Origin of the sequence: Mesorhizobium sp. M0106, assembly GCF_040322715.1 — a bacterium.
Classification (GTDB): Bacteria; Pseudomonadota; Alphaproteobacteria; order Rhizobiales; family Rhizobiaceae; genus Mesorhizobium.
The window spans coordinates 43011-67358 of the sequence record NZ_JAMYUA010000008.1 but is presented as its reverse complement, the minus strand read 5'-3'; the positions used below and the strand labels follow the sequence as shown (position 1 = coordinate 67358).

General features: G+C 61.1%; 25 protein-coding genes. 18 read left to right on the top strand and 7 right to left on the bottom strand.

Features of this window, described 5'->3' with window-relative positions:
- Window positions 1–137 precede the first annotated feature (137 nt).
- The 16 genes from NKJ55_RS10525 to NKJ55_RS10450 all read left to right on the top strand — a co-directional run bounded on the left by NKJ55_RS10525 (window position 138) and on the right by NKJ55_RS10450 (window position 13727).
- Window positions 138–2975: a sensor histidine kinase gene (locus NKJ55_RS10525; RefSeq protein ID WP_352449954.1), complete on the top strand. Its 2838-nt coding sequence runs from the start codon at window positions 138–140 to the stop codon at window positions 2973–2975.
- The gene (locus tag NKJ55_RS10520; RefSeq protein ID WP_352449842.1) at window positions 2972–3613 is read left to right on the top strand and encodes a response regulator transcription factor; all 642 of its coding nucleotides are present in this window, start codon (window positions 2972–2974) and stop codon (window positions 3611–3613) included. Before NKJ55_RS10525 ends, NKJ55_RS10520 begins: the two co-directional genes overlap by 4 nt.
- Window positions 3614–3615: 2 nt before the next feature.
- Entirely contained in the window at window positions 3616–4005 is a 390-nt protein-coding gene (locus tag NKJ55_RS10515) for a response regulator (RefSeq protein WP_023716983.1), read from the top strand.
- Window positions 3995–4678, top strand: a complete 684-nt coding sequence (locus NKJ55_RS10510; protein ID WP_031211078.1) for a response regulator transcription factor — start codon at window positions 3995–3997, stop codon at window positions 4676–4678. The genes NKJ55_RS10515 and NKJ55_RS10510 overlap by 11 nt, the downstream gene beginning before the upstream one ends.
- Before the next feature lie 559 nt (window positions 4679–5237).
- On the top strand, window positions 5238–6218 hold the full coding sequence (locus NKJ55_RS10505; protein WP_502904473.1) for an alpha/beta fold hydrolase: 981 nt from the start codon (window positions 5238–5240) through the stop codon (window positions 6216–6218).
- 49 nt (window positions 6219–6267) lie between these two features.
- On the top strand, window positions 6268–6630 hold the full coding sequence (locus NKJ55_RS10500) for a hypothetical protein (protein WP_352449840.1): 363 nt from the start codon (window positions 6268–6270) through the stop codon (window positions 6628–6630).
- Between the two features lie 113 nt (window positions 6631–6743).
- Window positions 6744–7493, top strand: coding sequence for a glucose 1-dehydrogenase (locus NKJ55_RS10495; protein WP_352449839.1), 750 nt, complete (start codon window positions 6744–6746; stop codon window positions 7491–7493).
- Between the two features lie 436 nt (window positions 7494–7929).
- Complete coding sequence (locus tag NKJ55_RS10490) at window positions 7930–8721, top strand: alpha/beta fold hydrolase (protein WP_352449838.1); 792 nt, start codon at window positions 7930–7932, stop codon at window positions 8719–8721.
- Between the two features lie 66 nt (window positions 8722–8787).
- On the top strand, window positions 8788–9546 hold the full coding sequence (locus tag NKJ55_RS10485; protein ID WP_352449837.1) for an SDR family oxidoreductase: 759 nt from the start codon (window positions 8788–8790) through the stop codon (window positions 9544–9546).
- A 46-nt stretch (window positions 9547–9592) separates the two neighbouring features.
- Entirely contained in the window at window positions 9593–9994 is a 402-nt protein-coding gene (locus NKJ55_RS10480) for a cupin domain-containing protein (RefSeq protein WP_352449836.1), read from the top strand.
- Window positions 9995–10044: 50 nt separating this feature from the next.
- Entirely contained in the window at window positions 10045–10692 is a 648-nt protein-coding gene (locus tag NKJ55_RS10475; protein WP_352449953.1) for an HD domain-containing protein, read from the top strand.
- A gap of 266 nt (window positions 10693–10958) precedes the next feature.
- Window positions 10959–11480: a carboxymuconolactone decarboxylase family protein gene (locus tag NKJ55_RS10470; RefSeq protein ID WP_352449835.1), complete on the top strand. Its 522-nt coding sequence runs from the start codon at window positions 10959–10961 to the stop codon at window positions 11478–11480.
- A 179-nt stretch (window positions 11481–11659) separates the two neighbouring features.
- The gene (locus NKJ55_RS10465) at window positions 11660–12055 is read left to right on the top strand and encodes a CBS domain-containing protein (protein WP_352449834.1); all 396 of its coding nucleotides are present in this window, start codon (window positions 11660–11662) and stop codon (window positions 12053–12055) included.
- Window positions 12056–12182: 127 nt separating this feature from the next.
- Window positions 12183–12917 carry a sensor histidine kinase gene (locus NKJ55_RS10460; RefSeq protein WP_352449833.1) on the top strand — a complete coding sequence of 245 codons (735 nt, stop codon included), beginning with the start codon at window positions 12183–12185 and terminating at the stop codon, window positions 12915–12917.
- Between the two features lie 54 nt (window positions 12918–12971).
- Window positions 12972–13253 (top strand): GNAT family N-acetyltransferase, encoded by a 282-nt coding sequence (locus NKJ55_RS10455; RefSeq protein ID WP_352449832.1) that lies wholly within the window; start codon window positions 12972–12974, stop codon window positions 13251–13253.
- Between the two features lie 42 nt (window positions 13254–13295).
- Window positions 13296–13727, top strand: a complete 432-nt coding sequence (locus NKJ55_RS10450; RefSeq protein WP_352449831.1) for a DUF1810 domain-containing protein — start codon at window positions 13296–13298, stop codon at window positions 13725–13727.
- 67 nt (window positions 13728–13794) lie between these two features.
- On the opposite strand, the gene NKJ55_RS10445 is transcribed toward NKJ55_RS10450, so the two are convergent.
- The 4 genes from NKJ55_RS10445 to petA form a co-directional block, all read right to left on the bottom strand.
- Window positions 13795–14592 (bottom strand): pirin family protein, encoded by a 798-nt coding sequence (locus NKJ55_RS10445; RefSeq protein WP_352449830.1) that lies wholly within the window; start codon window positions 14590–14592, stop codon window positions 13795–13797.
- Between the two features lie 141 nt (window positions 14593–14733).
- Complete coding sequence (locus NKJ55_RS10440; protein WP_352449829.1) at window positions 14734–16251, bottom strand: mechanosensitive ion channel family protein; 1518 nt, start codon at window positions 16249–16251, stop codon at window positions 14734–14736.
- Window positions 16248–17570 (bottom strand): cytochrome b, encoded by a 1323-nt coding sequence (locus NKJ55_RS10435; RefSeq protein ID WP_352449828.1) that lies wholly within the window; start codon window positions 17568–17570, stop codon window positions 16248–16250. Before NKJ55_RS10435 ends, NKJ55_RS10440 begins: the two co-directional genes overlap by 4 nt.
- Window positions 17571–17586: 16 nt before the next feature.
- Complete coding sequence (gene petA / locus NKJ55_RS10430) at window positions 17587–18168, bottom strand: ubiquinol-cytochrome c reductase iron-sulfur subunit (RefSeq protein WP_502895671.1); 582 nt, start codon at window positions 18166–18168, stop codon at window positions 17587–17589.
- Between the two features lie 359 nt (window positions 18169–18527).
- On the opposite strand from petA, the gene NKJ55_RS10425 reads away from it, so the two are divergent.
- The gene (locus tag NKJ55_RS10425) at window positions 18528–19112 is read left to right on the top strand and encodes a glutathione binding-like protein (protein WP_352449827.1); all 585 of its coding nucleotides are present in this window, start codon (window positions 18528–18530) and stop codon (window positions 19110–19112) included.
- A 345-nt stretch (window positions 19113–19457) separates the two neighbouring features.
- The gene (locus NKJ55_RS10420; protein ID WP_352449826.1) at window positions 19458–20513 is read left to right on the top strand and encodes an alpha/beta fold hydrolase; all 1056 of its coding nucleotides are present in this window, start codon (window positions 19458–19460) and stop codon (window positions 20511–20513) included.
- Window positions 20514–20591: 78 nt separating this feature from the next.
- Here the strand turns inward: NKJ55_RS10420 and guaD are convergent, their stop codons facing one another.
- From guaD to NKJ55_RS10405, 3 genes are all read right to left on the bottom strand, one after another.
- Entirely contained in the window at window positions 20592–21959 is a 1368-nt protein-coding gene (gene guaD / locus NKJ55_RS10415) for a guanine deaminase (protein WP_352449825.1), read from the bottom strand.
- 100 nt (window positions 21960–22059) lie between these two features.
- Window positions 22060–22923, bottom strand: a complete 864-nt coding sequence (locus NKJ55_RS10410) for an aromatic ring-hydroxylating dioxygenase subunit alpha (RefSeq protein ID WP_352449824.1) — start codon at window positions 22921–22923, stop codon at window positions 22060–22062.
- Window positions 22924–22946: 23 nt separating this feature from the next.
- Complete coding sequence (locus NKJ55_RS10405) at window positions 22947–24347, bottom strand: 8-oxoguanine deaminase (protein ID WP_352449823.1); 1401 nt, start codon at window positions 24345–24347, stop codon at window positions 22947–22949.
- Window position 24348: the final 1 nt, after the last annotated feature.

The window sequence follows — 24348 nt, the reverse complement described above, 5'->3', positions numbered from 1 at the left end:
GCGAGACCGATTCCAGCGCAACGCGCGCGTTAACGCATGACTTGGACCGATCCGGACCGGGAAGTGGCCGATCTTTCGCGACGAATGAACCGGGCCTGATTCGCGGCAACATGATCAGCGATCTTGAAAGAGGCAGGTTGTCGCGCGTCTGGTCGCACCGTCCCCAATTCTTACATCTGGGGCTTTTTATTACGGCCTATGTCCTGGGCTGCGGCTTCGCCCAGTCGCTCGCAATCATACCTGGAACAGGGATTTCCATTTGGCCTCCGAGCGGGCTTTTCATCGCTACGCTTGTCTTCGCCTCCAGGTATAGCTGGCCGTGGTGGGTGCTGGGGGCCTGTGTGGCAGAACTGTTCAGCAACTTCTTGTGGTTCCACACTCCGCTGCCCGCGGCCTTCCTGATCTTTGCCGGCAACGCTCTTGAAGCGGTGGCCGGCGCATGGCTTGTGAACCAGGCCTGCAAGCGCCCAGTTCGGCTGGAAACGTTGCGGGACGTTCTCGCATTCGTCGCACTGGCCGCTGGAGTTGCGCCAGTTGCAAGCGCGACGGTGGGAAGTGCGGCGCTTTCGTGGTTTGGCATACAATCGCAAACCTTTGCGACGGCTTGGCCGCTGTGGTGGATCGGAGACGCGACGGGAGTCCTGATCGTAGCGCCACTGGCGCTGGTCGTGTTCCAGAACTGGCGCGGCAAGGCGCAGCTCTCGGTGGCGCGGTGGATGGAAGCTTGCGTCCTGGGGCTGATCTTTCTTGGTATCGCCGCCCTTTCCTTGAGCGGCTATCTGCCCTTCGCCTACATCATCATGCCGCCTCTTCTTTGGGCCGCGGTGCGCTTTGAGTTCCGAGGCGCCGCCGTAGCATTGACCGTCCTCGCTCTGATCACGGCGGTATTCACGATATCCGGCGCCAGCCAATTTGCCGGCGATCCCGAGTCCCAGAAGCACAACCAGATCATGCTGCAGCTTTTTCTGGCCATCTCTGCATTTTCGGCGCTCGTCGTGGCCGCCATTTCCAGGCAGCATCAGGCGGCGGTGCTCACTTTGCGCCAAAGTGTGGAGACCTTGCGGGAGCGGGAGCGAGAACTCTCGTTGCTGGTCGAAATGATCCCCGCTCACATCGCCCGCATGGCGCCCAACGGCGAACCAACCTTCTTCAGCAAGCGCACGACAGACTATATCGGCCTCAACGACATCGCGGACTGGGACGAGCCGGGCACGAGCCGCCTGGCGACCGTGGTCGCGGCAGCCGTCCATCCCCACGATGGACCCAGGATGAGAGAATGGCTCAGCCGCTCGCTCGCCACCGGCGAACCCTATCCCATAAGGTATCGCCTGCGTCGCGCGGACGGCGTGTACCGCTGGAGGGAGGGCCGCGCCGAGCCGCTGCGGAACCAGAGTGGGGCGATCGTGCAATGGTACACGGCCAGCATCGACATCGACGATGAGGTGCGCGCGCAGGAGGCATTGCGCGACCGGGAGCGGGAGCTCTCGCAGCTTGTCGACATGGTTCCGAGCCACGTTTGGCGCCTGACGCCGGACGGCGAGCCGACCTTTTTCAACAAGCGAATGGTCGACTTTCTCGGCCTTGACGTAACGGATTTGGACAAACAGGGCATCAGCCGGCTGGCGGCGATGATAGCGGCCATCGTCCATCCGGACGACGCAGCAGCATTCGGCGATACGCTCAGTCACTGCCTCGCCACCGGTGGGCGCTTCTCCATGAGGTATCGCTTGCGCCGCGCCGATGGCATCTATCACTGGATGTCGAGCCGGGCGGAGCCGATGCGCGATCACGCTTGCCTGATCGCGCAGTGGTACGGCCTCTGTCACGACATAGACGATCAGATGCAAGCCGAAGAGGCCCTGCGGCGGAGCGAATTGCAGCTTCAGCAGATGATCGACGCTGTGCCGGTCCGCATTTGGAGCGCGGTGCCGACCGGCGGGCCGGTCTACTTCAACAAGCGATACCAGGACCATTTCCGCGCCGTCATCGCCAATTTCGAAACACTCGGAGAGCCGCGCATCGAGGAATTGCTGCAAGAACTGGTTCATCCCGAAGATGCTCCCGAGGTGCTGCGAACGTTGCTGAGCTGTTTCGAAACAGGCGGCGGTTCCGCGATGCGGTTTCGCTGGCGCGAAACAGATGGCTATCGCTGGGCGGAGTGCAGGGTCGAGCCGCGGCGTGATGAAGACGGGGCGGTTGTGCAATGGTACGGGGTTTCCCTCGACATCGACGAAGAGGTGCGCGCCCAGGAAGCGCTGCGACAAGCCTCCGACAAACTCGCGCAAGCCACTCAGGCTGCAAGTCTCGCCGAGCTTTCCGCTTCGATCGCGCACGAGGTGAATCAGCCGCTGGCCGCGATCGTCGCCAATTCCCATGCATGCCACCGTTGGCTGGGCGCCGTCCCGCCGAACGTCGAACGCGCGAAGATTACGGCCGAGCGCATTATACGGGACGCCAATTCGGCGGCGGACGTCGTCGGCCGCATTCGCGCGCTGTTCAAGCAATCCACCGAGACGAGGACCAATGCGACGCTCAGCAGTGTCATCGCAGAGGCACGCGACCTCGTGACCGAGGAAGCGATGCGGCGGGGCGTTCGCATCAGCGTTGATGTCGGAAGCGACATTCCGCTAGTCGCGTTCGATCGCGTCCAAATCCAGCAGGTTCTGGTCAATCTCATCCGCAACGGCATGGAGGCGATGGACTCTGGTGCGGATGACGGAGTTATCAGCATCCGCGTGCGCCATATCGGGGATGTTGTCCAGACCGAAGTCAGAGATCGCGGCCGGGGCGTCGAGTTTCCCGACCGGATATTCGAACCGTTCTTTACCACGAAAGAGCAAGGGATGGGCATGGGACTGGCGATCTGCCGTTCGATCATCGAGTCGCACAGCGGGCGTTTATGGGTCGAGAAGAACGAACCACGTGGAGCGACGTTTATCTTCACGTTGCCGATTGAAGCGAAAGCGGCGTCATGACGACGGACGGCCAAATTGTCTTCATCGTAGATGACGATGAACGCATCCGGGAGGCGCTCAGTGAGCTGCTGGCCGCACATGGCATGCGTGCCGTAGCGTTCGGATCGGCGGGCGATTATATCCGCGCTGACAAGCCGGACGTCCCTGCCTGCCTCATCCTCGATATCGAGTTGCCGGATATTAACGGCCTCGATCTGCAGCGGCAGATTGCCGAGGGCGATCATCCGCCGATCGTTTTCCTGACGGGACATGGCGATATCCCGTCCTCGGTGCGTGCGATCAAGCACGGCGCCGTGGATTTCCTGACTAAGCCCTTCAGCGATGCAGACCTCATGGCCGCAATCCATGCGGCGATTGCCCAGGATCGGGTACAGCGATCGGAGCGCGCCGAGCTGGGCGTGTTGAAGCAACGTTATCTCGAGCTGACGCCGCGCGAACGTGAGGTGCTGCCGCTGGTGGTCAGCGGCTTGCTCAACAAGCAGGCCGCCGCTGAACTGGGGATCAGCGAAGTTACGCTGGAAATTCATAGAAGGAACGTCATGCAGAAGATGGTCGCGGCGTCGCTCGCCGACCTCGTGCGCATCGCCGAGCGATTGGGAATACCGATCACGCACTCGCGCCGGGCAGGGGGGAGCTGAGCGTGAGCAAGCGGAGGCCTGTCGTGGCGATTGTCGACGATGACCCAAGACTGCTCGAGTCGCTGGAGGACCTTCTGGAGTCCGCCGGCTATGTGGCCCGCAGCTTCTCGTCGGCGGGGGCGTTGCTGGTCAGCGGCCTGTCTGGATTGGATATGCTTATCACCGACATCGGGATGCCCGGCATGGACGGCTTTGAACTTCGTGACTTGGTCAAGAAGGCGCGTCCGGACCTGCCTGTGTTCCTGATCACCGGCCGCCACGAGATAGTGGATCAGCACCGCGCCAAGGGCATTGGCGGGCTTTTCCGCAAGCCGTTCGATGGCCAGGCACTGCTTGCGGCGATCGGCGACGCTTTACGCAACCCAGAAACGGAGGCTAAACATGAGAGTTGACCAATTGCCCTTACCGAGATCGACGCCATCATCACAGCAGCGAAGGGCTGAAGCCGAGCAGCCGCTGGTCATTATTGTCGATGATGATGCCTCTGTTCGGGAGGCGCTGTCTGAATTGATCCTGTCGGCGGGTTTCCTGCCGGTGTGCTTTACCTCAACCCGTGAATTGCTTGACGCCGACGTGTTGGAGAGCCCCGGCTGCTTGATCCTCGACGTGCGGATGCCGGGGACGAGCGGTCTCGATCTGCAGCACCATCTTGCGAAAAACGGCAACCCCAAACCCATCATCTTCCTGACCGGGCATGGCGACATCCCGATGACTGTCCAGGCGATGAAGGCCGGCGCCGTGGACTTTCTCACCAAACCGGTGCGGGATCAGACGCTGCTTGACGCTGTGATCGCCGGCATTGCGGTGGATGCCAAGCGGCGGGCGGATGCCGTGATCGTCAAGCGCAACATCGAGCGCGTCGAGACGCTGACGCCGCGCGAGCGCGAGGTCCTGCGTGAAGTGGCGCGCGGACGCCTCAACAAGCAGATCGCCTTCGACCTCGGCATCAGTGAAGTGACGGTCAAGCTTCACCGCGGCAATGTCATGCGCAAGATGGAAGCCGCTTCCATCGGTGAGCTGATCCGGGCGTGGGAAACGCTGCCCGCGCCGATGCGCGAGGTCTAGAATTTGGCACAAGCCGATCCATGCCCCATCTAATAGGATCGCCCGGCGCGCCCGGCCATTTCAGGTGCTTTCTCAGCGCGCCCAGGCCTCCTGCCTGTTGGTACGCTCGTGCTGCTGCGGGTGATCCCGATGTACATCGGTGGTCCTGTTGGTGTTTCGCGGCAAGGCCCGCGCCAAACATTGGTTACCACTAAGCGGCGCCCTTTGGCGGCGCCAGTCTGACCGACAAACTCGCAACATTTCATGCAACAGCAACTGACCCCGGCCATGCCGCGTCGGTCCCCGCGCCGCTACCCAAGCCTAAATTGACGTGTGTCTATAAGAGCTTGCCTCAGCCCGGCCCTATCTTCGGCGTGCCTGCCCTGCACTTTGGCATCGTATGACAGATGCTTCCGTAGAATAGGTTCGCGGCCCGGATCGATGCATCCTGTTCCTCGCAAGCCATCACGACCGTCGCGTTTCTACCGCTCCTCGCTCGCTCCTCCCCGAACGCGACCGCACAGGCCGACTCGACGGTCGTGATGGTGAGCAGGATGCTCAAAGCACATGGATGGATATGATGAACAAAGACGGACTTTTCTCCGTCGGCGGATCTCGCCGCGATGTCTTGTTGGCAGGCCTGATCTCTACGGTTGCCGCCGGACTGCCCCGCGCTGCTTCGGCAACGAGCCGAAAACAAAACCTTCCCGCTTTCCCCTCAATCAAAGGAACCAAGACGATGAGCACCATCACGACCAAGGATGGCACCGAAATCTACTACAAGGATTGGGGCAAGGGTCCTGTCGTCACGTTCTCGCACGGCTGGCCGCTGAATTCCGACGCCTGGGACGGCCAGATGCTCTTTCTTGCCCATAACGGCTTTCGCGTCGTTGCGCATGACCGGCGCGGCCATGGCCGATCGAGCCAGGCCACGTCCGGCAACAACATGAACGGCTATGCGGACGATCTTGCAGCCGTGATCGAGGCGCTGGATCTCCGGGACGCCACGCTGGTCGGCCATTCCACCGGAGGAGGCGAGGTTGCTCGCTATATCGGACGGCACGGGACGAAGCGGGTGGCCAAGGCTGTTCTTATCGCCGCTGTTCCGCCGATCATGGTGAAAACGCCGGCCAATCCGGAAGGTCTGCCGATCGAGGTATTCGACGGCATAAGGGCTGGCCTCGTCAAGGATCGTTCGCAGTACTACCGGGACCTCGCACCGTTGTTTTATGGCGCGAACAGACCGGGCGCCAAGGTTTCCCAGGGGACTCTGGATCAGTTCTGGCTCTGGAGCATGCAGGCGGGTCTCGTGAACGCGTACGAAAGCGTCAAGGCGTTCTCCGAGACCGATTTTACCGAGGACCTCAAGAAGTTCGACGTACCAACCCTCGTCCTGCATGGCGAAGACGATCAGATCGTCCCCGTCAAGGACTCGGCAGTCAAGTCGGCCCGATTGATCAAAGGCGCAAAGGATATCTATTACCCCGGCGCGCCCCACGGGATCACGGCCACGCACCAAGATCAGGTCAATGCTGACCTGCTCGCCTTCATCAAAGGATAGCACACCCTCAGTCACGACCGCATGTTCTCCGCAATCCTTGGAGCCGCCGATGACCACCTTTGGCAGTATTTCGCGCGCCCTGAACCGCATTTCGGGTGGCGCGCCAGGTCAAACCTTGTGCGCTCGCATAGCCGAGTGGTGGCCTGAATGCCGGTTCTGTCGGCTCATGTCCCGGATTGTGGAACCGAACCACTGCGCCATCGAGTTAGAGCGCTGGCAAAGGCGCGAAACATATGCTGCGATAGGGCTGCCATTCGGGCAACTGCGCCTGTGCAGCGCGGAGGCGATCGCCGGCGTTCGACACTACGTCGCGCTGTCGGGGGTCGCCGCCGCGCGCTTGTTCTGCCTTGAAGGCCAAAGCGCTCTCCAAGACGTCAAACTGGCTAAGCACCGGGAGTTTATCAATCGGTAGCCGTTTGCGATTGCCGCTCATGTTGGCGGTCTCAATTCGGCGTGAAATTTTCTTGGCCAGCAATTGCGACTATCGCAGCAGCACCGGCGCTATTTTTCGAAGGCAGGAACGACATGGGCGTACTCTCGGGCAAGATCGCGGTGGTCACCGGCGGAAACAGCGGGATCGGACTATCGGCTGCAAAAATCTTTGCGGCCGAGGGCGCGCAAGTCGTCATTACCGGCCGCCGGCGGCAGGCGGTCGAGGAAGCGGTCGCACAGATCGGGGCAGGCGCGCTGGGCATTCAGGGAAATGTGGCCGACGTGTCGCACCATGACGAGGTAGCGCGGCAGATCCGCCAGAGGTTCGGGGCGCTCGACATCTATATGGCGAACGCCGGCATAAACACCATCACGCACTCGGCCGACGTCTCCGAGGCAGAATATGATGCGCAATTTGCCGTCAATACGCGAGGCGTCTTCTTCGGCGTCCAGAAGCTGATTCCGGTCATGCGGAATGGCGGCGCAATCATCCTCACAGGTTCGCTGGCCAGCGAGAAGGTTCTGGACGGTCATGCTGTTTACGCGGGCTCGAAGGCGGCCATAAATGCCTTTGCGCGCGGTTGGGCGATCGAACTGAAGTCTCGCGGCATCCGGGTCAACGTGCTCAGCCCAGGTCCGGTGGATACGGCTATTCTCGATAAGCTAGGCGTACCCTTTGAGCAGCGCGGGCTGTTTGAAAAGGCGATGGCGCAGGCAATACCCCTGGGCCGGATGGGGCAGCCGGAAGAGCTGGCAAAAGCCGCCCTGTTCCTTGCCTCGGACGCGAGCAGTTTCGTCACGGGTATCAATCTGCGGGTCGACGGCGGGATGGCAGTGCTCTGAGCCACGACTGCGATGTCGCGCCAATAGACTGGCGAATAACGCCGGTCCGGCTGTTTGACCCATACCAAGGCATTGGGCGATGCGGGCCGAAGGCCAGGAACTATGTCGTTGACGAGAGGAGGCTTTGCCGCCGTGTTCGATCCGGCCGGCTCACCAGCGCTCAACGGATCGACCGCGCCAGGTTCTCGCCACGGCGGCAGCGGCGTCTTGCAAACACAACTCTCTGGCCGCGCGCCCTCAGTGTCTGTTCCGGCGACCGCCGACAATGCACACCCCGCATAGATACCTCAATCATGCTGCAGGGCACCTGATCTCCTTGGTGACCTACCCTGCACCTTGGCATTGTATGACAGACCCTTCCGCACAATAGGTTGGCGGGCCGCGTCGGCGCATGCTCCTGAGCATTGGTCACCACAGGCCACACGGGAGAAAGCAAATGCGAAACATAACTCGAGTCCTGGCCCTCACCGCAGCGCTTGCCGCGTCGGGCGGCGGGATGGCGCAGGCCGCGAATTCTCAGCCCAAGCCGACGATCGTACTGGTGCACGGCGCCTTCGCGGAATCGTCGAGCTGGGATGCAGTCATCACCAAGCTCAGCAAAGACGGTTATGTAGCGATAGCCGCGGCTAATCCGCTCCGCGGCGTTGCCAGCGATGCGAAAGCAGTCTCAGCCATCATCCGGTCGGTTTCCGGGCCGGTCGTGCTGGTGGGGCATTCCTACGGCGGGCCTGTCATCACCGAGGCCGCCAATGGCAATCCCAATGTGAAGGCATTGGTCTACGTGGCGGGTTTCGCGCCGGATACCGGCGAATCGAGCCTTGCGTTGTCCAGCATGTTTCCCGGCAGCACCTTGGGGAGCGCGCTTGCTCCCGTCGCGTTGCCGGACGGCGGACAAGACCTCTTCATCGAGCCGGCCAAGTTCCGCGCCCAGTTCGCCGCCGACGTTCCGCAAGAGCAGACTTTGCTGATGGCTGCCACTCAACGCCCTGTTGCGCAGGCGGCTCTGGCTGAAGCCTCGGGCGTCGCCTCATGGAAGACGCTGCCGTCCTACATGATCTACGGCTCGGATGACCGCAACATCCCGGCAGCCGTCATGAGCTTCATGGCCGAGCGTGCGCACGCGGTAAAGACCGTCGTCATCGAGGGTGCGTCCCACGCGCTCATGGTTTCGCATCCCGACGAGGTCACGTCACTCATCGAGGATGCTGCTGCATCGGTCAGTCAGTAGCAGGCCGGAAACGCCCAGCATCCGATCGAGCAACGAAAATAGACACGCAACACCAGGAGACTAGACATGAAGATCGTCGTCATCGGCGGAACCGGGCTGATCGGTTCAAAGACCGTGGAGAGACTGCGAAACAAAGGCCACGACGTACTTGCGGCGTCGCCGAATTCGGGCGTCAACACCGTTACTGGAGAGGGTCTGGCGGCCGCGCTTGCCGGTGCGCAGGTCGTCGTCGACCTCGCGAACTCGCCGTCGTTCGAGGAAAAGGCTGCCCTGGAGTTCTTCTCGGCATCCGGGCGTAATCTTTTTGCCGCCGAAACGGCCGCCGGCGTCCGTCATCACGTGGCGCTGTCGGTCGTCGGTACCGACCGGCTGCAGGGCATGGGCTATTTCCGCGGCAAGTTGCTTCAGGAAAAGCTGATCAGGGAGTCCGGAATTCCCTACACCATCGTTCACGCCACTCAATTCTTCGAATTCACCGCCGCCATCGCAAACACGGGCGCCGTCGGGGATACCATTCATATGTCGCCGGCCTACTTCCAACCCATGGCGGCCGATAATGTTGCCGATGCGATGGCGGACGTCGCGCTTGCCGCGCCGTTGAACGGCATGATCGAAATTGCCGGCCCGGAGCGTGTTCGCATGAGCGAACTTGTCGAGCGCTTCCTGAAGGCCACCAACGACCCGCGCAAAGTCGTCCCGGATCCCGGCGCGCTCTACTACGGCCAAGTGGCAATCGACGATCGAACGCTGGTGCCCGGCGAGAACGCGCGCATCGGCGCCGTGCGTTTCGATGATTGGCTCAGCCGATACACACCACCGAAGTAAGTAATCATCGGATAGGCCCGCCATTCGCACAACAAGGAGACCAGACATGATCAAAACACTTCTCTGCGCCGCGCTCACCTCCGCTTCCGTCACCGCAGCAATGGCCAATGACGCCGCCAGCGTGAAGCTTGTCTACGACCAGGCTCTGCCAAACGTGCCCGGCAAGAGCATGAAAGCCGTGCTCGTCGAGTACGCGCCTGGGGGTACGTCGCCGGCTCATACCCATCCCAAATCCGCGTTCATCTATGCCACGGTCCTGGAGGGGGCGATCCGAAGCCAGGTCAACGACGGGCCGGTGAAGACTTATCGCGCCGGCGAGAGTTTCTCGGAATTCCCTGGCGACCGTCATGCCGTCAGCGAAAACGCCAGCAAGACGGAAGGCGCTCGTCTGCTTGCTATTTTCGTCGTCGACACCAGCGAGACGGAACTGACGACGAACGCTAAATGAAATCGCAGCCCCGGGACCATCGGGGCGTACGCGAAGGGACGGTCAGTGACATGAATTCGATCGCCATCCGCACACTTGCGGGGATTTTGGTCCCCGATACTCCGCTTGTTGGCCGAGCGATCGAATATGCCCGCGCTCGATGTGAACCCTACCTGTTCAACCACGTGGCCCGATCCTGGCTTTTTGCGGCCCGGATCGGACAGATTCAGAATATCCAGCACGACGCGGAGGTTGTTGCGGTTGCAACCCTGTTGCATGACGTCACGCTCAATGAGGACTTCGCCGGGCCGCGCCGTTTCGAAGTGGAAGGCGCCGATCTCGCCCGCGCCTTCGTTCGGGAGGGCGGCTTCGACGAGCGGCGCGCCCAATTGATCTGGGACAGCGTCGCCCTCAACTCGACGCCGTCGATCGGCCTCTACAAGGAGGCTGAGGTGGCGCTCTGCACAGCCGGCATCTGCCTCGATGTCGTCGGCTTGCAATACAGCCTCGTTTCGTCAGCCGAGATTGCAAAGATCGTTGGCGAATTTCCGCGCCTCGGGATGAAGCGGCGGATGACGCGATGCTTTTGCCATATCGCCGAGATCAGGCCCGAAACCACCTACGACAACTTTGCCCGGGACTTCGGCGAGCGCTTTGTTTCAGGCTACAAGGCGACTTCGGCAGTTGATCTTGTGATGAACGCTCCCTTTGAAGAGTGAGGGCAGTTTCGATCCAGGTTCTATCGACACCGGTCGGTTCAGCCTTGCCCTTCAAGTGACCCAAACGCTGTGCGTCTGTCGGATGCATGCGGCAAAGCGAATTGCCGAGGGCAGCGGTCAGGTGCCAATTTCCACCTCCTATACTTCGGTTTAGGCGCCCCAACCCAATCGAGTGGCAATACATATCATCGGCACGATAGCAACAGTTCGTCTCACCGGTCATCCTTACGGTGCAATGGATTGCAAACACCTCAAGGAGATAAGTAATGAATATTGCAGCGCCACCGGTCGCTCCGAAAGGAAAAGCCGTCGCCCAACGCGCGAGTTATGCGGAGCAGTCGCCGGAACTTCTGAAGAAATTTATTGAATTTCTTGGTGCGACGCGAGAGGGGTCGATCGAAGAGCCAATCCGCGACCTTGTTGCAGTCCGAGCCGCGCAGCTGAACGGGTGCACCTTCTGCCTCGATATGCACGTCAAACAGGCGAAGATCCATGGCGAGCGCGAACTGCGCCTTTACCACCTGGCAGCCTGGCGGGATTCGACCTTGTTCGTTCCTCGCGAGCGCGCAGCCCTGGCATGGACGGAAGTCTTGACCAAGCTGCCCGAGCAGGGTGTCCCCGACGAGATCTACGATCGGGTCAGGTCGCAGCTTTCCGAGAAGGAAATCTCCGATCTGACCTTCGTTGTCATGGCGGTCAACTCTTGGAACCGTCTGAACATCGGCTTCAAACCCGTCCCGGGCTCGGGCGATGCGAAGTTTGGCCTGAGCAAAGCAGCACTGAGCTAATCTTTGGAATGGGTCAGAATGGCGCTTGTTTGCGCGCCATTCTGACCGGCCGGACGAAGTCGCCGAGCTCGGCGACCAACACTGGAGCCGATCCCAGCCCCGCGGCCGCGGCCGCGAGGCGCTCTCAGGAGGGCGTCATGCGAATTGACAGTCTGCATCCAGTAATATCGGCCCGTCTCATGGTGGTCGATGTCGACGCTCCACTCCGCAGTGCGGCACTCTCACTTTCCAGGCCCGCAATAGGCCTGGTCGTGGTGTGCCACGGCAGTGGGGAGGCGGCAGGCGTGCTGAGCAAGTCCGACCTTGTCCGCCATCTGGCGAATTCAGGGCCAACAGAAGCGCCGATTGCGGCTTTGATGAGCAGGTCCATCGTGTCCTGTGGTCCCGATGACGACCTTCATTCAGTCTGGCAGACCATGGCCGCGCAAGGCCTTCAGAATGTGCCGGTGCTCGGGGCCGACTCGAAACCGCTAGGCGTCCTCGATATCCGTGATGCGATGAAGGCGCTCTTCAAACAAGAGGAACTGCAGGAACGGCTGCTTGCCAACTACATCAGCGGGATCGGCTATCAATAGAGCATCGTCTCGCGATTGAATATACGGAAGTATGTATCGGCGTCTGCTTAGATATAATGGAAAATAAAATCCATAAATTATAGCGTGTTGAAGCCAATAGGTGCCGACTTAGCCAGCGGGGAACGAAATGTTTCGTCCGGACATAAAAGAAGATGTCTTCGACGGCCCGCCCGATGGCCCTGGAAGTGGTATGTCCGTGCAAATGTCGACGGCCGGCATCGTCCATGACCTGGGCAATCTCATTCAGGTCGCCTCGTCGGCGTTGAACCACCTGGCCCGCGATCCGAGCATCCAAGCGGCTCCGGCGCTCGAGCCTGTAATAGCCGGCGCCAAAACGGCTTTGGAGCGGGCTGGTGGCCTTGTCCGGCAAACCATCAGCCTGGCCCGAGAGAGCCACGTGGAAATCGAATACACAAACGTAGGTGCTTGCCTGGCTGAGATCGAAACCCTCGTACGGAGCGCCTTGGATGCCAATTTCGGTCTTGAGCTTCGGGTTGGATCCGACCTGCCTTTGGTGAGATGCGATCGCTTTGGATTGCAAAATGCGGTTCTGAATCTTCTGTTCAACGCGCGCGATGCAATGCCTGACGGCGGTTTCATCTCGATCGATGCCGGCTTGGCCTCTGAGAACTCTGCCGCCGGTCAGGTAGACATCCGCGTCGCGGACAACGGTATCGGGATGACCAGCGAGACGATGGTCTGCGCCTTCGATCCGTTCTTCACCACCAAAAGCGAAGGCCTCGGCGGCGTCGGTTTGCCGATGGTGAAGCACTTTGCCGAGCAATCAGGCGGAAGCATCGATATTCAGAGCACACTTGGGGCAGGCACGACCGTCACTCTGCGGTTGCCTGCGATGCGATAGCGGCCCGCCAATCTGCCTCCGGTGACAAACGTGACATACAATCGAGAGATAAAGATGGATGCACAAGTCGTCGAAAACGTCCAACAGCACCGTTTCGAGCTGCCGATCGCCGGCGATATGTTTGCGGCGGCCTATTATCGGCTCGAGGGCGGGAAGGTTGCGCTGATACACACCGAAGTCCCGTCGGAATTTTCCGGACAAGGGATCGCGTCGCAATTGGCCCAAGGAACCTTCGAACTGCTCCGCAAGACCGGCCGTAAAGCGATCTTGAAATGTCCCTTCATGAGCCGCTTTTTCGCCAAGCACCCGGACTATGCAGATGTCGTCGGCGGCTAGTCATGGGCACGAATGTCGAGGGTTTCCCAAGGATCTATCCAAATGCCTGACGAGTATGATTTGCAGAGATTCGTCAGCGCACAGGATCCGGTCTACGACGACGCGCTGGCCATTCTACGTCGAGGGATGATGTGCACTCCCTACATGGAGTTCATCTTCCCAAGGTTGGCCACAAGGCGAAGTGGTGCAGCGCCTGAGCCATATGCAATCACATCGCTCGACGAAGCCAGCGCCTATCTCTCGTTTCCGATCCTCGGAGGCCGTTATCGGGAATGCGTTGGCACCCTGCACCGGCTCTCCGGCCTAAGCGCTCGCGCTGTCTTCGGTGACGTTGATGCGAAGAAGTTGCACGCGTCCCTCACGCTGTTTTCCGAAGCAAGCAACGACGAGTTCCTGCTCGAGACAATCTTCGACGTTTGGTTCGACGGTTTGCTCGATGAGGAAACGATGAACGATCTCTACTTGATATCGTAGTGGTCTGCCTGCGCCACCCGGCGTAAAGCTGTCGCGGCGCTGAGGTCACCATCCGCTGCCTTATCCCTCACACGCTGCCATCTGGCAGAGGCATGAGCTCGTGCTCTCCCGGCACGCCGGGGAAGCGGCGTTCGCGCCAATCCGCCTTTGCCTGCTCGATCCGTTCGGCTGAAGAGGAGACGAAGTTCCAAAAGGTATGACGTGGCTCGGCCAGGGGCTCACCTCCTATCAGCATCAGTCTCGCCGCATGGAAGGCAGGCGCCTGGAGCACAATCTCAGCGCCGGGCGCCAGAGCTACTAATTCGGCCTCATGAAACGTACCGAACTGGCCGACAATTCCAACCTCACCGGCGACGATGTAGATCGCACGCTCACGGTGTTCGGGTTTCACCTGGTAGCGCGCGCCGCTCGTGAGCACAATTTCGGCATAGACCATGTCGGAGAACGTCCTTACCGGCGAGACCAACCCGTCGGACGCGCCGGCGATCAACGCAAACTCGACGCCGTCGGTACAGATCCTCGGTATTTCGGGAGCGCCAAAATGTGCGACGTCGGCGGCAATTTCTTCATAGCGGGAGGGGAGGGCGATCCAAGCCTGAGCGCCGAAGAGATTGCTTGCCGACGCCCGGACTTCCGGTGGCGTGCGCTCGGAATGGACGATGCCCGACCCGGCCGTCATCCAGTTGACCTCGCCAGGACGGATGGTCTGCACTTTTCCCAAATTGTCGCGATGGACGATCTCGCTATCGATCAGGTGGGTCACGGCCGCAACGCCGATATGCGGATGCGGTCCCATATCGAAACCGTGACCTGCGTCGAATATAGCGGGGCCGAAATGGTCGAACAGGATGAAGGGCCCGATCATCGGGCGATCCGAGGACGGCAATACGCGCCTTATCTTCAGTCCGTCCGCAAAATCACGGATAGCTGGCTGGATGGAGTGTATCGATGCCTGTGATACCGCTTTGGCGGACGGTCATGGATCTCTGTCCTTCTGCATGCCTTGTCAGCCAGGTGCTCGAACGCGCTTGAACGGAGCGGCTCGAAAGACTGTCTGAATGGCTTTGAGGAGCGCGAATTTGGAGCTCGCGTGGTGCTGTCCGGCGATGCCGCTTTCATTAAAAGCCGACACCCTCATCGACAGGATCGCGGCAAGATCTTCGGCCATTTCGGGCCTGTCGTGCAGCAGCGGCGCAAAGCTTTCCTGGTCTATGTCGTAAACCGTGACAGGGGTCATTGCCCGCAAACTCGACATCTCGCCAATACCGGCGAGCAAGCCGGTCTCGCCGAAGAAATCGCCAGGTGCAAGCCGGGAGATCTCCTGCAGTTGATCATCGTCCTCGCCAATTTGCCGGACGATGACGCCCGTCCGTACGATCATGAGCGACGGCAGCATCTCTCCCTGTCGTGCGATGATTTCGCCCTTATGGTAGGTGCGAACCGAGGCCGCTTTGGCGAGCGAACCCTGCTCGGTGTCCGTTAGCGCCGAGAATACCGGTATGGAATTGATGAGTTCGATCGGGGTGAAGCCTTGGGAGGCCGCCGTCTCGTGGCCCGGCCGGTTGGTCATGGCAATCGAGCCTGAAAATGGCTCCGCCAGCAGCATGCCGGTCGACTTTGAATGGCGATAAATGAGATCGAAGATTTCGTTCCGAGCGGCACTTCGCTGGTCGATACTTGCGACGCGAAAAAACAACTCGATCTCGATAGCTGCGGCATCCAGGCTTCTGATGGTGACCGAAGGCGAAGGGTCCTGGAGGATCGAATTGCAGCTCAGCAAGACAGTGCGCATGAGGTCTACGATGATCGCCGGCGTCTTCGTTGACGCCACCTTGACGGTTACGGCAAGTCCATGGCTCTCGTCCGGACCGCTTAGGTTTGTTACCCCGATCTTGGCGAGAAGGCTGTTTGGCAGCGCCACGACATTGTGTGTCGGGGTCAGAAGTTGGGTCGACCGCCAATTGGTCTCGACAACGCGGCCTTCGGTTCCGTCGCCCAGAATGATCCAGTCTCCAAGCGCGTAAGGGCGGCCGAGGTTAAGCGCGATCGCCGAAAATACGTCACCAAGCGTATTCTGGAGCGCCAGTCCCAGGATGACGGCAAACACGCCCGACGTGGCAATGAGCGTTCCGACCGGCACTGCAAAGACAAACGCCAGGATCGACAGGAACATTCCAGCGTAGACGACACCGACCACGACGTCCTGCAGGAGACGTGCCTCGCGCGGCTGTCGCTCGAAGACGAGATAGATACGGACAAATCCGATCAGCGCCCAGGCAAGGTGAACCCACCAGAGCAGCTTGACCGAGCCGATGAGGATCGCTCCTCCGGTTGTCTCGTTGTCCCGTGCGGCTTCGTACGGCACGACGCGCAGGTGGAGAACCATGGCCGACATCGCGACGAAAAAGGCGAGTTGGACGACCAGCTTCGCATTAGCGAAGCGTCTGGGGATGAGAGACCAAACGACGATCCCGGCGAGGCCGAGCAATACGATGTAGACCAGAGGAGAGTTCCACCAGTTCATGAACGATCACCGCGATGCCCGGTCCAACGTTTGGTCTCCGGCCCGGCGATCGGGCCTCTGGCGCTGGCCTTGTCTTTTTCGAGAACTGCTTCGGTGATCGAATTCGGCAGCCGTCGCGGCTTTTCGATCAGCCCGAGCACCGGCATGGCGATGATGAAGAACGCAAAATAGTAAAGCGTCGCCAGTTGGGACATGACGACGTATGCGCCTTCCGCCGGCCGGGAGCCGAGCCAGCCGAGAAAGAGGGCATTGGCAACGAACAGCCAGAAGAGCACCCTGTACCAGGGCCGATAGACCGCCGAGCGCACCTTCGAGGTGTCGAGCCACGGCACCAGGAACAGCACGGCGATCGAGCCGAACATCGCGAGCACGCCGCCGAGCTTGGAATCGATCGGCCCGATATTGAAGGTGATGGCCCGCAGGATCGCGTAAAACGGCAGGAAGTACCATTCCGGCACGATGTGGGCCGGCGTCTTCAGCGGATTGGCGATGCTGTTGTTGTCGGGATGGCCGAGGTAGTTCGGCAGGTAGAAGACGAAATAGGCGAAGAAGAACAGGAACACGAGGATGCCGAAGGCATCTTTGACGGTGGCATAGGGCGTGAAGTCCACGACATCGGTTTTCGATTTGACCTCGATGCCGGTCGGATTGTTCTGGCCGACGACGTGAAGCGCCCAGATATGCAAGGTCACCACGCCCACAAGCACAAATGGCAGCAGATAATGCAGCGCAAAGAAGCGGTTCAGCGTCGGATTATCGACCGCGAAGCCGCCGAGCAAAAGCTGCTGGAGCCAGTCGCCGATCAGTGGGATGGCGGTGAAAAAGCTGGTGATGACAGTAGCGCCCCAGAACGACATCTGTCCCCAAGGCAGCACGTAGCCCATGAAGGCCGTCGCCATCATCAGCAGGAGGTTGGTGCAACCGAGCACCCACAGCAGCTCACGCGGCGCCTTGTACGAACCATAGTAGAGCCCGCGGCAGATGTGGAGGTAGACGGCAATGAAGAAGAACGACGCGCCGTTGGAATGGAGATAGCGCAGCAGCCAGCCCGAATTCACGTCGCGCATGATCTGCTCGACCGAGTTGAAGGCCAGCCCCGTATCAGGGGCGTAATGCATCGCCAGCACGATGCCGGTCAGGATCTGTGAAACCAGCATGATCGTGAGAATGCCGCCGAACGTATAGGCATAGTTCAGGTTGCGCGGGACGGGATAGACGATGAAGCTGTCATAGACCAGCCGCGGCAGCGGCAGGCGGGCGTCGAACCAACGTTCGATTCTGGTTTTGGGCGTATAGGTCGAGTGTTTGCCGCCGCTCATCGAAATGCCCCCTGCCTCAGCCGATACGGATCTTGGTGTCGGAAACGAATTGGAACACCGGTACCGCCATGTTCTCGGGTGCCGGCCCCTTCCGGACGCGGCCGGCAGTGTCGTATTGCGAACCATGGCAGGGGCAGAACCAGCCGTCGAAATCGCCTTCCTGACCATGCGGGATGCAGCCAAGATGGGTGCAGACCTGGATCATCACCACCCAGGCTTCCTTTCCCGGCATAGTTCGATTGGCGTCGGTTGCCGGCGCATCGGCCGGCAGGTTGGCGTTGCGGGCAATTGGATCTTTGAGCTCGGCGAGACTGACTGCCTGGCCGTCCTTCCTCTCTTTTTCGGTGCGGTTGCGCACGACAACCGGCTTGCCGTGCCAGTCGACGATCAGCGACGTTCCCGGCGTCAGCGAGGAGACGTCGACCTCGATCGCGGCGGGCGCCTCGACGCGCAATGTGTGCTCGGCTGTGGAGGTTTCGGAAAGGTCGGCCATGATGGCGACTCCTATTGTCGGAAGCTGCGTCATCGCGTTGGTGGCAATCGAGCAAAAGTCAGACCACGGCTTTCGCGTTTCCAGTCTGCTCGTGCCGCGCGGAATATGCCGGCCGTGGCCGGGTGTGAGCCATCGTGCCAAGGGCACGTGCGTCCAATACTTTCGTTTAGGATTTCCTGAGCGAAGGACTGGCCGGGCCGGCGATGATGCCATCATGGAAGGTTCTGGATTCCTCCAGATAACCGTTGGCCGCTGAGCTGGCATACGTCCCGGCATTGCGCACGGCGATCCCGAACTTCACCCGACCATACCTCGGCATAGGCACGTCTAGCTGTCGGTGTCGTAGTCGTCGTCTCCGCCAAGTGCGAGTTTCTGGAGCGGTTGTCTCGCGTGGCGCGGGGCAGGTTTTCCGCTCGGCGACGACCAATTGCGGGATTCAATCGGGTTCAGAAAAGGGAAAAGCGGTGAAACTCTACTACAGCCCTCTCGCCTGCAGCCTGGCGGACCACATCGCTCTGGAAGAGGCCGGTGTTTCCTTCGAGCGCGAAAGTGTGAACCTCAAGACCAAACGGACAGGCTCCGGGGATGATTTCACTACCGTCACGCGCAAGGGCTATGTTCCAGCCCTCGTGCTGGATAGCGGCGAAACGCTGACGGAAAATATCGCCGTCCTCGACTGGATTGCGTCGCAATACCCGCCACTGGCAGTGGCGGGGCCGTTGGGCCGTACCCGCCTTCTCGAAGCGCTGACCTACGTCTCAACTGAAATACACCGAAGCTTCAAGCCGATGTGGCACCAAAGCAGCGATGCCGAAAAGGCCAGGGCGAGCGCGACGATTACGAGCCAACTCGAGTTCTTCGCTGACGGGCTCGAGACCGACTATCTGTTCGGCGACAAACCCAGCGTCGCGGATTTTTATCTTTTCGTGATGCTGCTTTGGGCGGCCCGCTTCCAAGTCCCTGTTCCCGCGCCTTTGCAAGCCCTTCGCGTCCGAATGGCTGCCCGACCGGCCGTGCGCATCGCAATGGATCGTGAGGGCCTCGTCTGAAGCTGAGGGCGACTTCGAGCATAAGACCAGATGCAACATGTCCTCTCGCCCAAACAGAAGATCAGGAGTCATTCTCATGCTGCCGTTCCTGCGGATGCTACATCTACATCCAGCCGCTTCCAAGCGCGGGGACGGCCTAGGTCTCGAATTTCTGAGGAGGGAAATCGAGGAAACGCTTGACCTGACCGGCATTCAATCAGAGTTCGCCGCACTGCCTCCTGGCCGAGTGTTACAGTGGTTGGTCCGCCGCCCGCAGTCACCATCGAAATAGGCAACATTTCCTGTCGGCCGATGAGGCGGGCGGTCCGGTCGTTCCTGCTTGTTGGTCATTACAGAGGCTTCATCATGAATGCGAGTAAGGCTCCCGACACGGTCGATCATCGCCGCCGGCGCATTGTTGGTGCTGCAGCAATGACGTTCGCCGCCACCGAACTCGGCTTGAGCGAGCCGGCGGCCACTTGGACGGTCGAGGCGAGGGCATCTGCTACGCAAGCCACGCAGAAATCATTCGGCTCGCTCGGGCAGGTCAATGCCGGAAATCTGAGCGTCGGATATGCGGAGCTGGGGCCCGCCGAAGGTGCCCCAGTGATCCTGCTTCATGGCTGGCCTTATGACATTCACACCTACGCCGATGTCGCTCCCCTGCTTGCCGCAAAGGGGTACCGCGTGATTGTGCCCTACCTGCGCGGCTACGGCACTACGCGCTTCCTGTCGGACGAGACGATGCGCAACGGCCAGCAGTCGGCGCTCGCCGCGGATACGATCGCCCTGATGGATGCGCTGGGGATCGAAAAGGCCACGATCGCCGGCTGCGACTGGGGCGCTCGAACGGCCAATGTCGTTGCCGCGCTCTGGCCTGAGCGTTGCAAGGCGATCGTCTCGGTGAGCGGCTATCTCATCGGAAATCAGCAGGTCGGCATGGTGCCGCTGGCACCGGAGGCGGAGCTTCAATGGTGGTATCAGTATTACTTCGCCACGGATCGCGGCCGCGCCGGCTACGAGAAATACACGCGCGATTTCGCCAAACTCATCTGGCAACTCGCTTCGCCGCAGTGGAATTTCGACGATGACATCTTCCAGCGCAGCGCCGCAGCACTGGACAACCCGGATCACGTCAGCATCGTCATTCACAATTACCGCTGGAGGCTCGGCCTGGCACAGGGCGAGCCGGAATATGACGTTCTGGAAAACCGGCTGGCCGAAGCTCCCGTGATCACAGTGCCGACCATTACCCTTGAGGGCGATGCCAATGGCGCACCCCATCCCGACAGCAGTTCCTACGCCAAGAAATTCTCGGGCAGATACACGCACCGGATCATCACCGGCGGTATCGGCCACAACTTGCCTCAAGAAGCCCCGCAAGCCTTTGCCCAGGCTGTCATCGACGTCGGCGAATACTGATCAAAATCCATGACGTGCCCCCGACCGTAAGGAATAAAACGGGAAGAGTCCTGGTTCTCGGCACAGCCTCCGGTCCGCTTAGGCGAGAACAGCTCTCCCGCCGACCCAGACCGACGCGATGTTGGCCCTGGAAGCGGAGTAGACGATCTTCTGAAGGATGCCGTCGCCGTCGTCGAGTTCGTCCCACAGGTGAATTGTGCCTCTGGGCGCGGCGGTGTCGACCAGGATCGCATCGAAATGGTAGCCAGGCGAGAATCGCCCCACAGGCAAGCCGAGTGCCGCGCCACCGCCTGCCGTCGCCAGGTGGAAGGACTCGCGAAAGTCGACGCGTGCTGTTCCGGCCGTGCCGCGCGTCTCGGCCGCTAGCGCCGGGTCGGTGCCGGTTTCCAGCATGCGCGACGACATGACCGTCGCGCGCATCGCATCGAACATCGAGGCGCTCGGTCCCCCGGAAATGTCGGTGCCGAGCCCGACCTTGACACCCTTCTCGAGGGCCGCCCTCAACGGGAACACGGCGCCTGCGAAGTAGGCGTTGGAGACGGCGCAGTGCGCCACGGCCGCCTTGCGCACGCGGATCGTCTCCATGTCGGCAAGCGTAATGAAATTGGCGTGCGCGAGCACGCTGCCGGCGCGCAGCAGGCCAAAGCGATCAAGGCTAGACGTGTCGCTGATCCCGTGGCGCTGCAGCACGTAGCCATGCGCCCAGTCGCTCTCCGAGCAATGCGTCTGCACATGGCAGCCGCATTCCTGCGCAAGCGTGCCGAGCCCTTCGAGGGCGGCGTCGGTACAGGAGGGGATGAAGCGCGGCGTAATGACCGGCTTTACCCGTCCCGTGGCATTGTCTGGATGCCGATGCACGTAGTCGATCAGAGCGCGCGTGCCATCAATGGCCGCGTCCGCCGAGGTATCGCGATAATAGGCCGGGCACTCGTCGGGATTGTCCATCGCCACTTTACCGACCAGCGCACGTTGCCCACGTTCGAGGCAAATGTCGACGAGCAGCCTTGTCGCGTCCTGGTGGATGGTTGCGAAATAGAGCGCTGTGGTCGTGCCGTTAGCGATCAGGTCGTCGACCAGCAGGCCGTAGCTGCGCCGCGCGAAGGCGAGATCGGCGTAGCGCGCCTCCAGGGGAAACGTGTGTTTGTGGAGCCAGGCCTCGAGCGGCACGTCCAGCGCCCGGCCGAGCTGCGGATATTGCGGCGCGTGCACGTGAAGATCGACGAAGCCGGGCAGCAGATAACTCTGCGCCGGCAAGGTCGCCAGCGAACCGGTCCGGCGCGCGGCCTCCAGCGCCTCGTCATAGCCGGCATCATGCGGATGCAGCACCGAGGCGATGATGCCTGATTGATCGACTGCGATCAGGGCATGGCGCAACTCTTCCACGAGCCCGCGCTCCGGCGCGTGAAAGCCGCTGGCCAGAAGCATCTTGCCGCTCAGGTCGCTCACCTGTCCTCCGCCGAAGAACCGCTACGCACTGCCGTCGCGAAGCGCCAGAGCGCGATTGCCCGTCCGTCGATGCCGATGACAATATCGGAAGGGCTGCCGCTCATGCGGCTTGCGCCGTCGTGCCGTAGGTGATGCCCTTCTCCTTCAGCCAGCGGCGATAGGCGATCGACGAGCCGTCGGCCCGCGTCGGGATTTCCGCGCGCGGCTCGAGCGGCAACAGAAGTGGCCGCTGGTTCTCCAGGATGATGCGGTCCTGCAGCAAGATGAGCTGCTGGAACTGCACAAGTTCGGTCGTAGTCGATACGTCGTCGATCAGGAACATGACGGGGTGCGCGCGGCAGCGGTCCGGATCGAGGGGCTGCACGAACAGACAGATCACGTCCCACCGGGTAGCCGAGTTGGGGCAGGTCTTGTAGAGCATCACCGCGAAAGGATTGGCGACCCGGTACATGTATTGGGTCATGATGCCACCGGTCGCCGAGAGTGCTGCCTGCGGCTGGAAGAATTCGCAGTTGGTCGCCCACACCTCATCCACGTCGCGGCGGATTTCGGTTGTGTAATGCCGCACTTCCGTGTGCGGCTCGGCGCCCAATATGCCGGTATGGACGAAGGGGAAATGCGCCATGTCGAGGAAATTCTCGACGATGCGCAGGCCGGACGCCTTTACCGCGATCGCTCCGCAAACGACAGGCCGGCGGTCGTCCTCATAGGCCTCCGGGATCGACAGCACATCGCCGGCCGGCATGCCGAGCGTGATCCATAGATAGCCGTAGCGTTCCTTGGCCGGGACTTGGCTGCCGTCGCCGGCACGCGACACATTGACCGCGCCTGCCGTATCGCGGGCTACCAACAGATCGATGCCCAGAAGCCGGTTCGGCATCGTGCCGACCGGAATCTCGTTCAGCGCGTCAATGCAATACCATTGGTCGAGGGCCGCCTGCTCCGCAGCTCGCCTAATGGTCATTGTTGCGTCCTTCCTGTGCTATCTCACTGCCGATAGATGCGGTCCATCACGGCCCGGTGGTCGGCCATCGCCGCCTCGACATCGAAAGAGGCGAAGTCGCCTCTCGCGACAATCTGCCGGCCGTTGATGTAGGAATAGTCGACCTTGAAGGGTCCGCAAAGCACCAGCGCGGCGAGCGGGTCGCGCTCGGTGCCGGAAAGGCCGAGTTGGCTGCGTTTGACCGCGATGAAGTCGGCGCACATGCCGGGCGCGAGATGGCCGATGTCATTGCGGCCGAGCAGGGCAGCGCCGCCGCGCGTCGCCATTTCGAGGGCCTCGCGCGCGGACAGCGCCGTCGGCGTGCCGCCGAAACCGCCGCGGCCGCCGGGCTTTTCGGAGAGGTAGTGGTGCGGCGCGACACGCTGAAGCATCAGCGCCAGCCGCGCTTCCATGAACAGGTTCGACGTGTCGTTCGAGGCCGAGCCGTCGACGCCAAGGCCGACCTTCACGCCCTTGTCGAGCATCTCTCGGATCTTCGCGATGCCCTGGCCGCAGCGCATGTTAGCCGACGGGCAATGGGCGACCCCGGTGCCGGTTTCGGCGAAGCGGTCGATCTCGTCGCTGGTCATGAAAATCGAGTGGGCGAACCAGACGTCGTCACCGAGCCAGCCGACGGATTCGGCGAACTCGACCGGCCGTTTGCCATAGATTTCGAGGCAGTACTTCTCCTCGAAAAGCTCTTCGGCAAGGTGCGAATGCAGGTTCACGCCCTTGTGGCTGCGCGCCAGTGATGCCGCATCGCGCATCAACTCCGGAGTCACCGAGAACGGCGAGCAAGGAGCCAGGATGATTCGGCTCATTGAATGCCGCGACGCGTCGTGATAGCCGCCGATCAGCCGTTCGGCATCCTTCAGGATATCCTCTTCCTTTTCGACGCAGCGATCCGGCGGCAAGCCGCCCTGGCTTTCGCCGCGCGACATGGCTCCACGCGCAGCGTGGAAACGCAGACCGATATCGCGGGCCGCACCGATCGTCGCGTCGAGCGTGCAGTTGTTGGGCAAGATGTAGAGGTGATCGGAGCTGGTCGTGCAGCCCGAATGGATAAGCTCGGCCATCGCTACGCGCGCCGAGACACCTATCGCATCGTCGTCGAGCTCGGCCCAGATCGGATAGAGCGTCTTCAGCCAGACAAGCAGCTCGTCGTTCTGAGCCATCACGCGGGTGAGGTTCTGGTACATATGATGATGCGTGTTCACCATGCCCGGCATGACGACATGGCCCGATAGGTCGAGCACCTCGTCGGCACTGGAGGCACTGAGTTCCGCGGTGGTGCCGACCGCTTCGATGACGTTGTCGTCGATCAACAAGGCGCCGTCGGAAATCTCGCGGCGCGTACCATCGAAGGTGGCGAGCAGATCGATGTTCTTGACAAGCAGGCGGGGCATG

Bases quoted from the DNA above. Each gene is read 5' to 3' on its own strand.
- NKJ55_RS10520 (WP_352449842.1), top strand. From the start codon at position 2,972: ATGACGACGGACGGCCAAATTGTCTTCATCGTAGATGACGATGAACGC.
- NKJ55_RS10510 (WP_031211078.1), top strand. From the start codon at position 3,995: ATGAGAGTTGACCAATTGCCCTTACCGAGATCGACGCCATCATCACAG.
- NKJ55_RS10505 (WP_502904473.1), top strand. From the start codon at position 5,238: ATGAACAAAGACGGACTTTTCTCCGTCGGCGGATCTCGCCGCGATGTC.
- NKJ55_RS10500 (WP_352449840.1), top strand. From the start codon at position 6,268: ATGACCACCTTTGGCAGTATTTCGCGCGCCCTGAACCGCATTTCGGGT.
- NKJ55_RS10495 (WP_352449839.1), top strand. From the start codon at position 6,744: ATGGGCGTACTCTCGGGCAAGATCGCGGTGGTCACCGGCGGAAACAGC.
- NKJ55_RS10490 (WP_352449838.1), top strand. From the start codon at position 7,930: ATGCGAAACATAACTCGAGTCCTGGCCCTCACCGCAGCGCTTGCCGCG.
- NKJ55_RS10485 (WP_352449837.1), top strand. From the start codon at position 8,788: ATGAAGATCGTCGTCATCGGCGGAACCGGGCTGATCGGTTCAAAGACC.
- NKJ55_RS10480 (WP_352449836.1), top strand. From the start codon at position 9,593: ATGATCAAAACACTTCTCTGCGCCGCGCTCACCTCCGCTTCCGTCACC.
- NKJ55_RS10475 (WP_352449953.1), top strand. From the start codon at position 10,045: ATGAATTCGATCGCCATCCGCACACTTGCGGGGATTTTGGTCCCCGAT.
- NKJ55_RS10470 (WP_352449835.1), top strand. From the start codon at position 10,959: ATGAATATTGCAGCGCCACCGGTCGCTCCGAAAGGAAAAGCCGTCGCC.
- NKJ55_RS10465 (WP_352449834.1), top strand. From the start codon at position 11,660: ATGGTGGTCGATGTCGACGCTCCACTCCGCAGTGCGGCACTCTCACTT.
- NKJ55_RS10460 (WP_352449833.1), top strand. From the start codon at position 12,183: ATGTTTCGTCCGGACATAAAAGAAGATGTCTTCGACGGCCCGCCCGAT.
- NKJ55_RS10455 (WP_352449832.1), top strand. From the start codon at position 12,972: ATGGATGCACAAGTCGTCGAAAACGTCCAACAGCACCGTTTCGAGCTG.
- NKJ55_RS10450 (WP_352449831.1), top strand. From the start codon at position 13,296: ATGCCTGACGAGTATGATTTGCAGAGATTCGTCAGCGCACAGGATCCG.
- NKJ55_RS10445 (WP_352449830.1), bottom strand. From the start codon at position 14,592: ATGATCGGGCCCTTCATCCTGTTCGACCATTTCGGCCCCGCTATATTC.
- NKJ55_RS10440 (WP_352449829.1), bottom strand. From the start codon at position 16,251: ATGAACTGGTGGAACTCTCCTCTGGTCTACATCGTATTGCTCGGCCTC.
- NKJ55_RS10435 (WP_352449828.1), bottom strand. From the start codon at position 17,570: ATGAGCGGCGGCAAACACTCGACCTATACGCCCAAAACCAGAATCGAA.
- NKJ55_RS10420 (WP_352449826.1), top strand. From the start codon at position 19,458: ATGAATGCGAGTAAGGCTCCCGACACGGTCGATCATCGCCGCCGGCGC.
- NKJ55_RS10410 (WP_352449824.1), bottom strand. From the start codon at position 22,923: ATGACCATTAGGCGAGCTGCGGAGCAGGCGGCCCTCGACCAATGGTAT.
- NKJ55_RS10405 (WP_352449823.1), bottom strand. From the start codon at position 24,347: ATGCCCCGCCTGCTTGTCAAGAACATCGATCTGCTCGCCACCTTCGAT.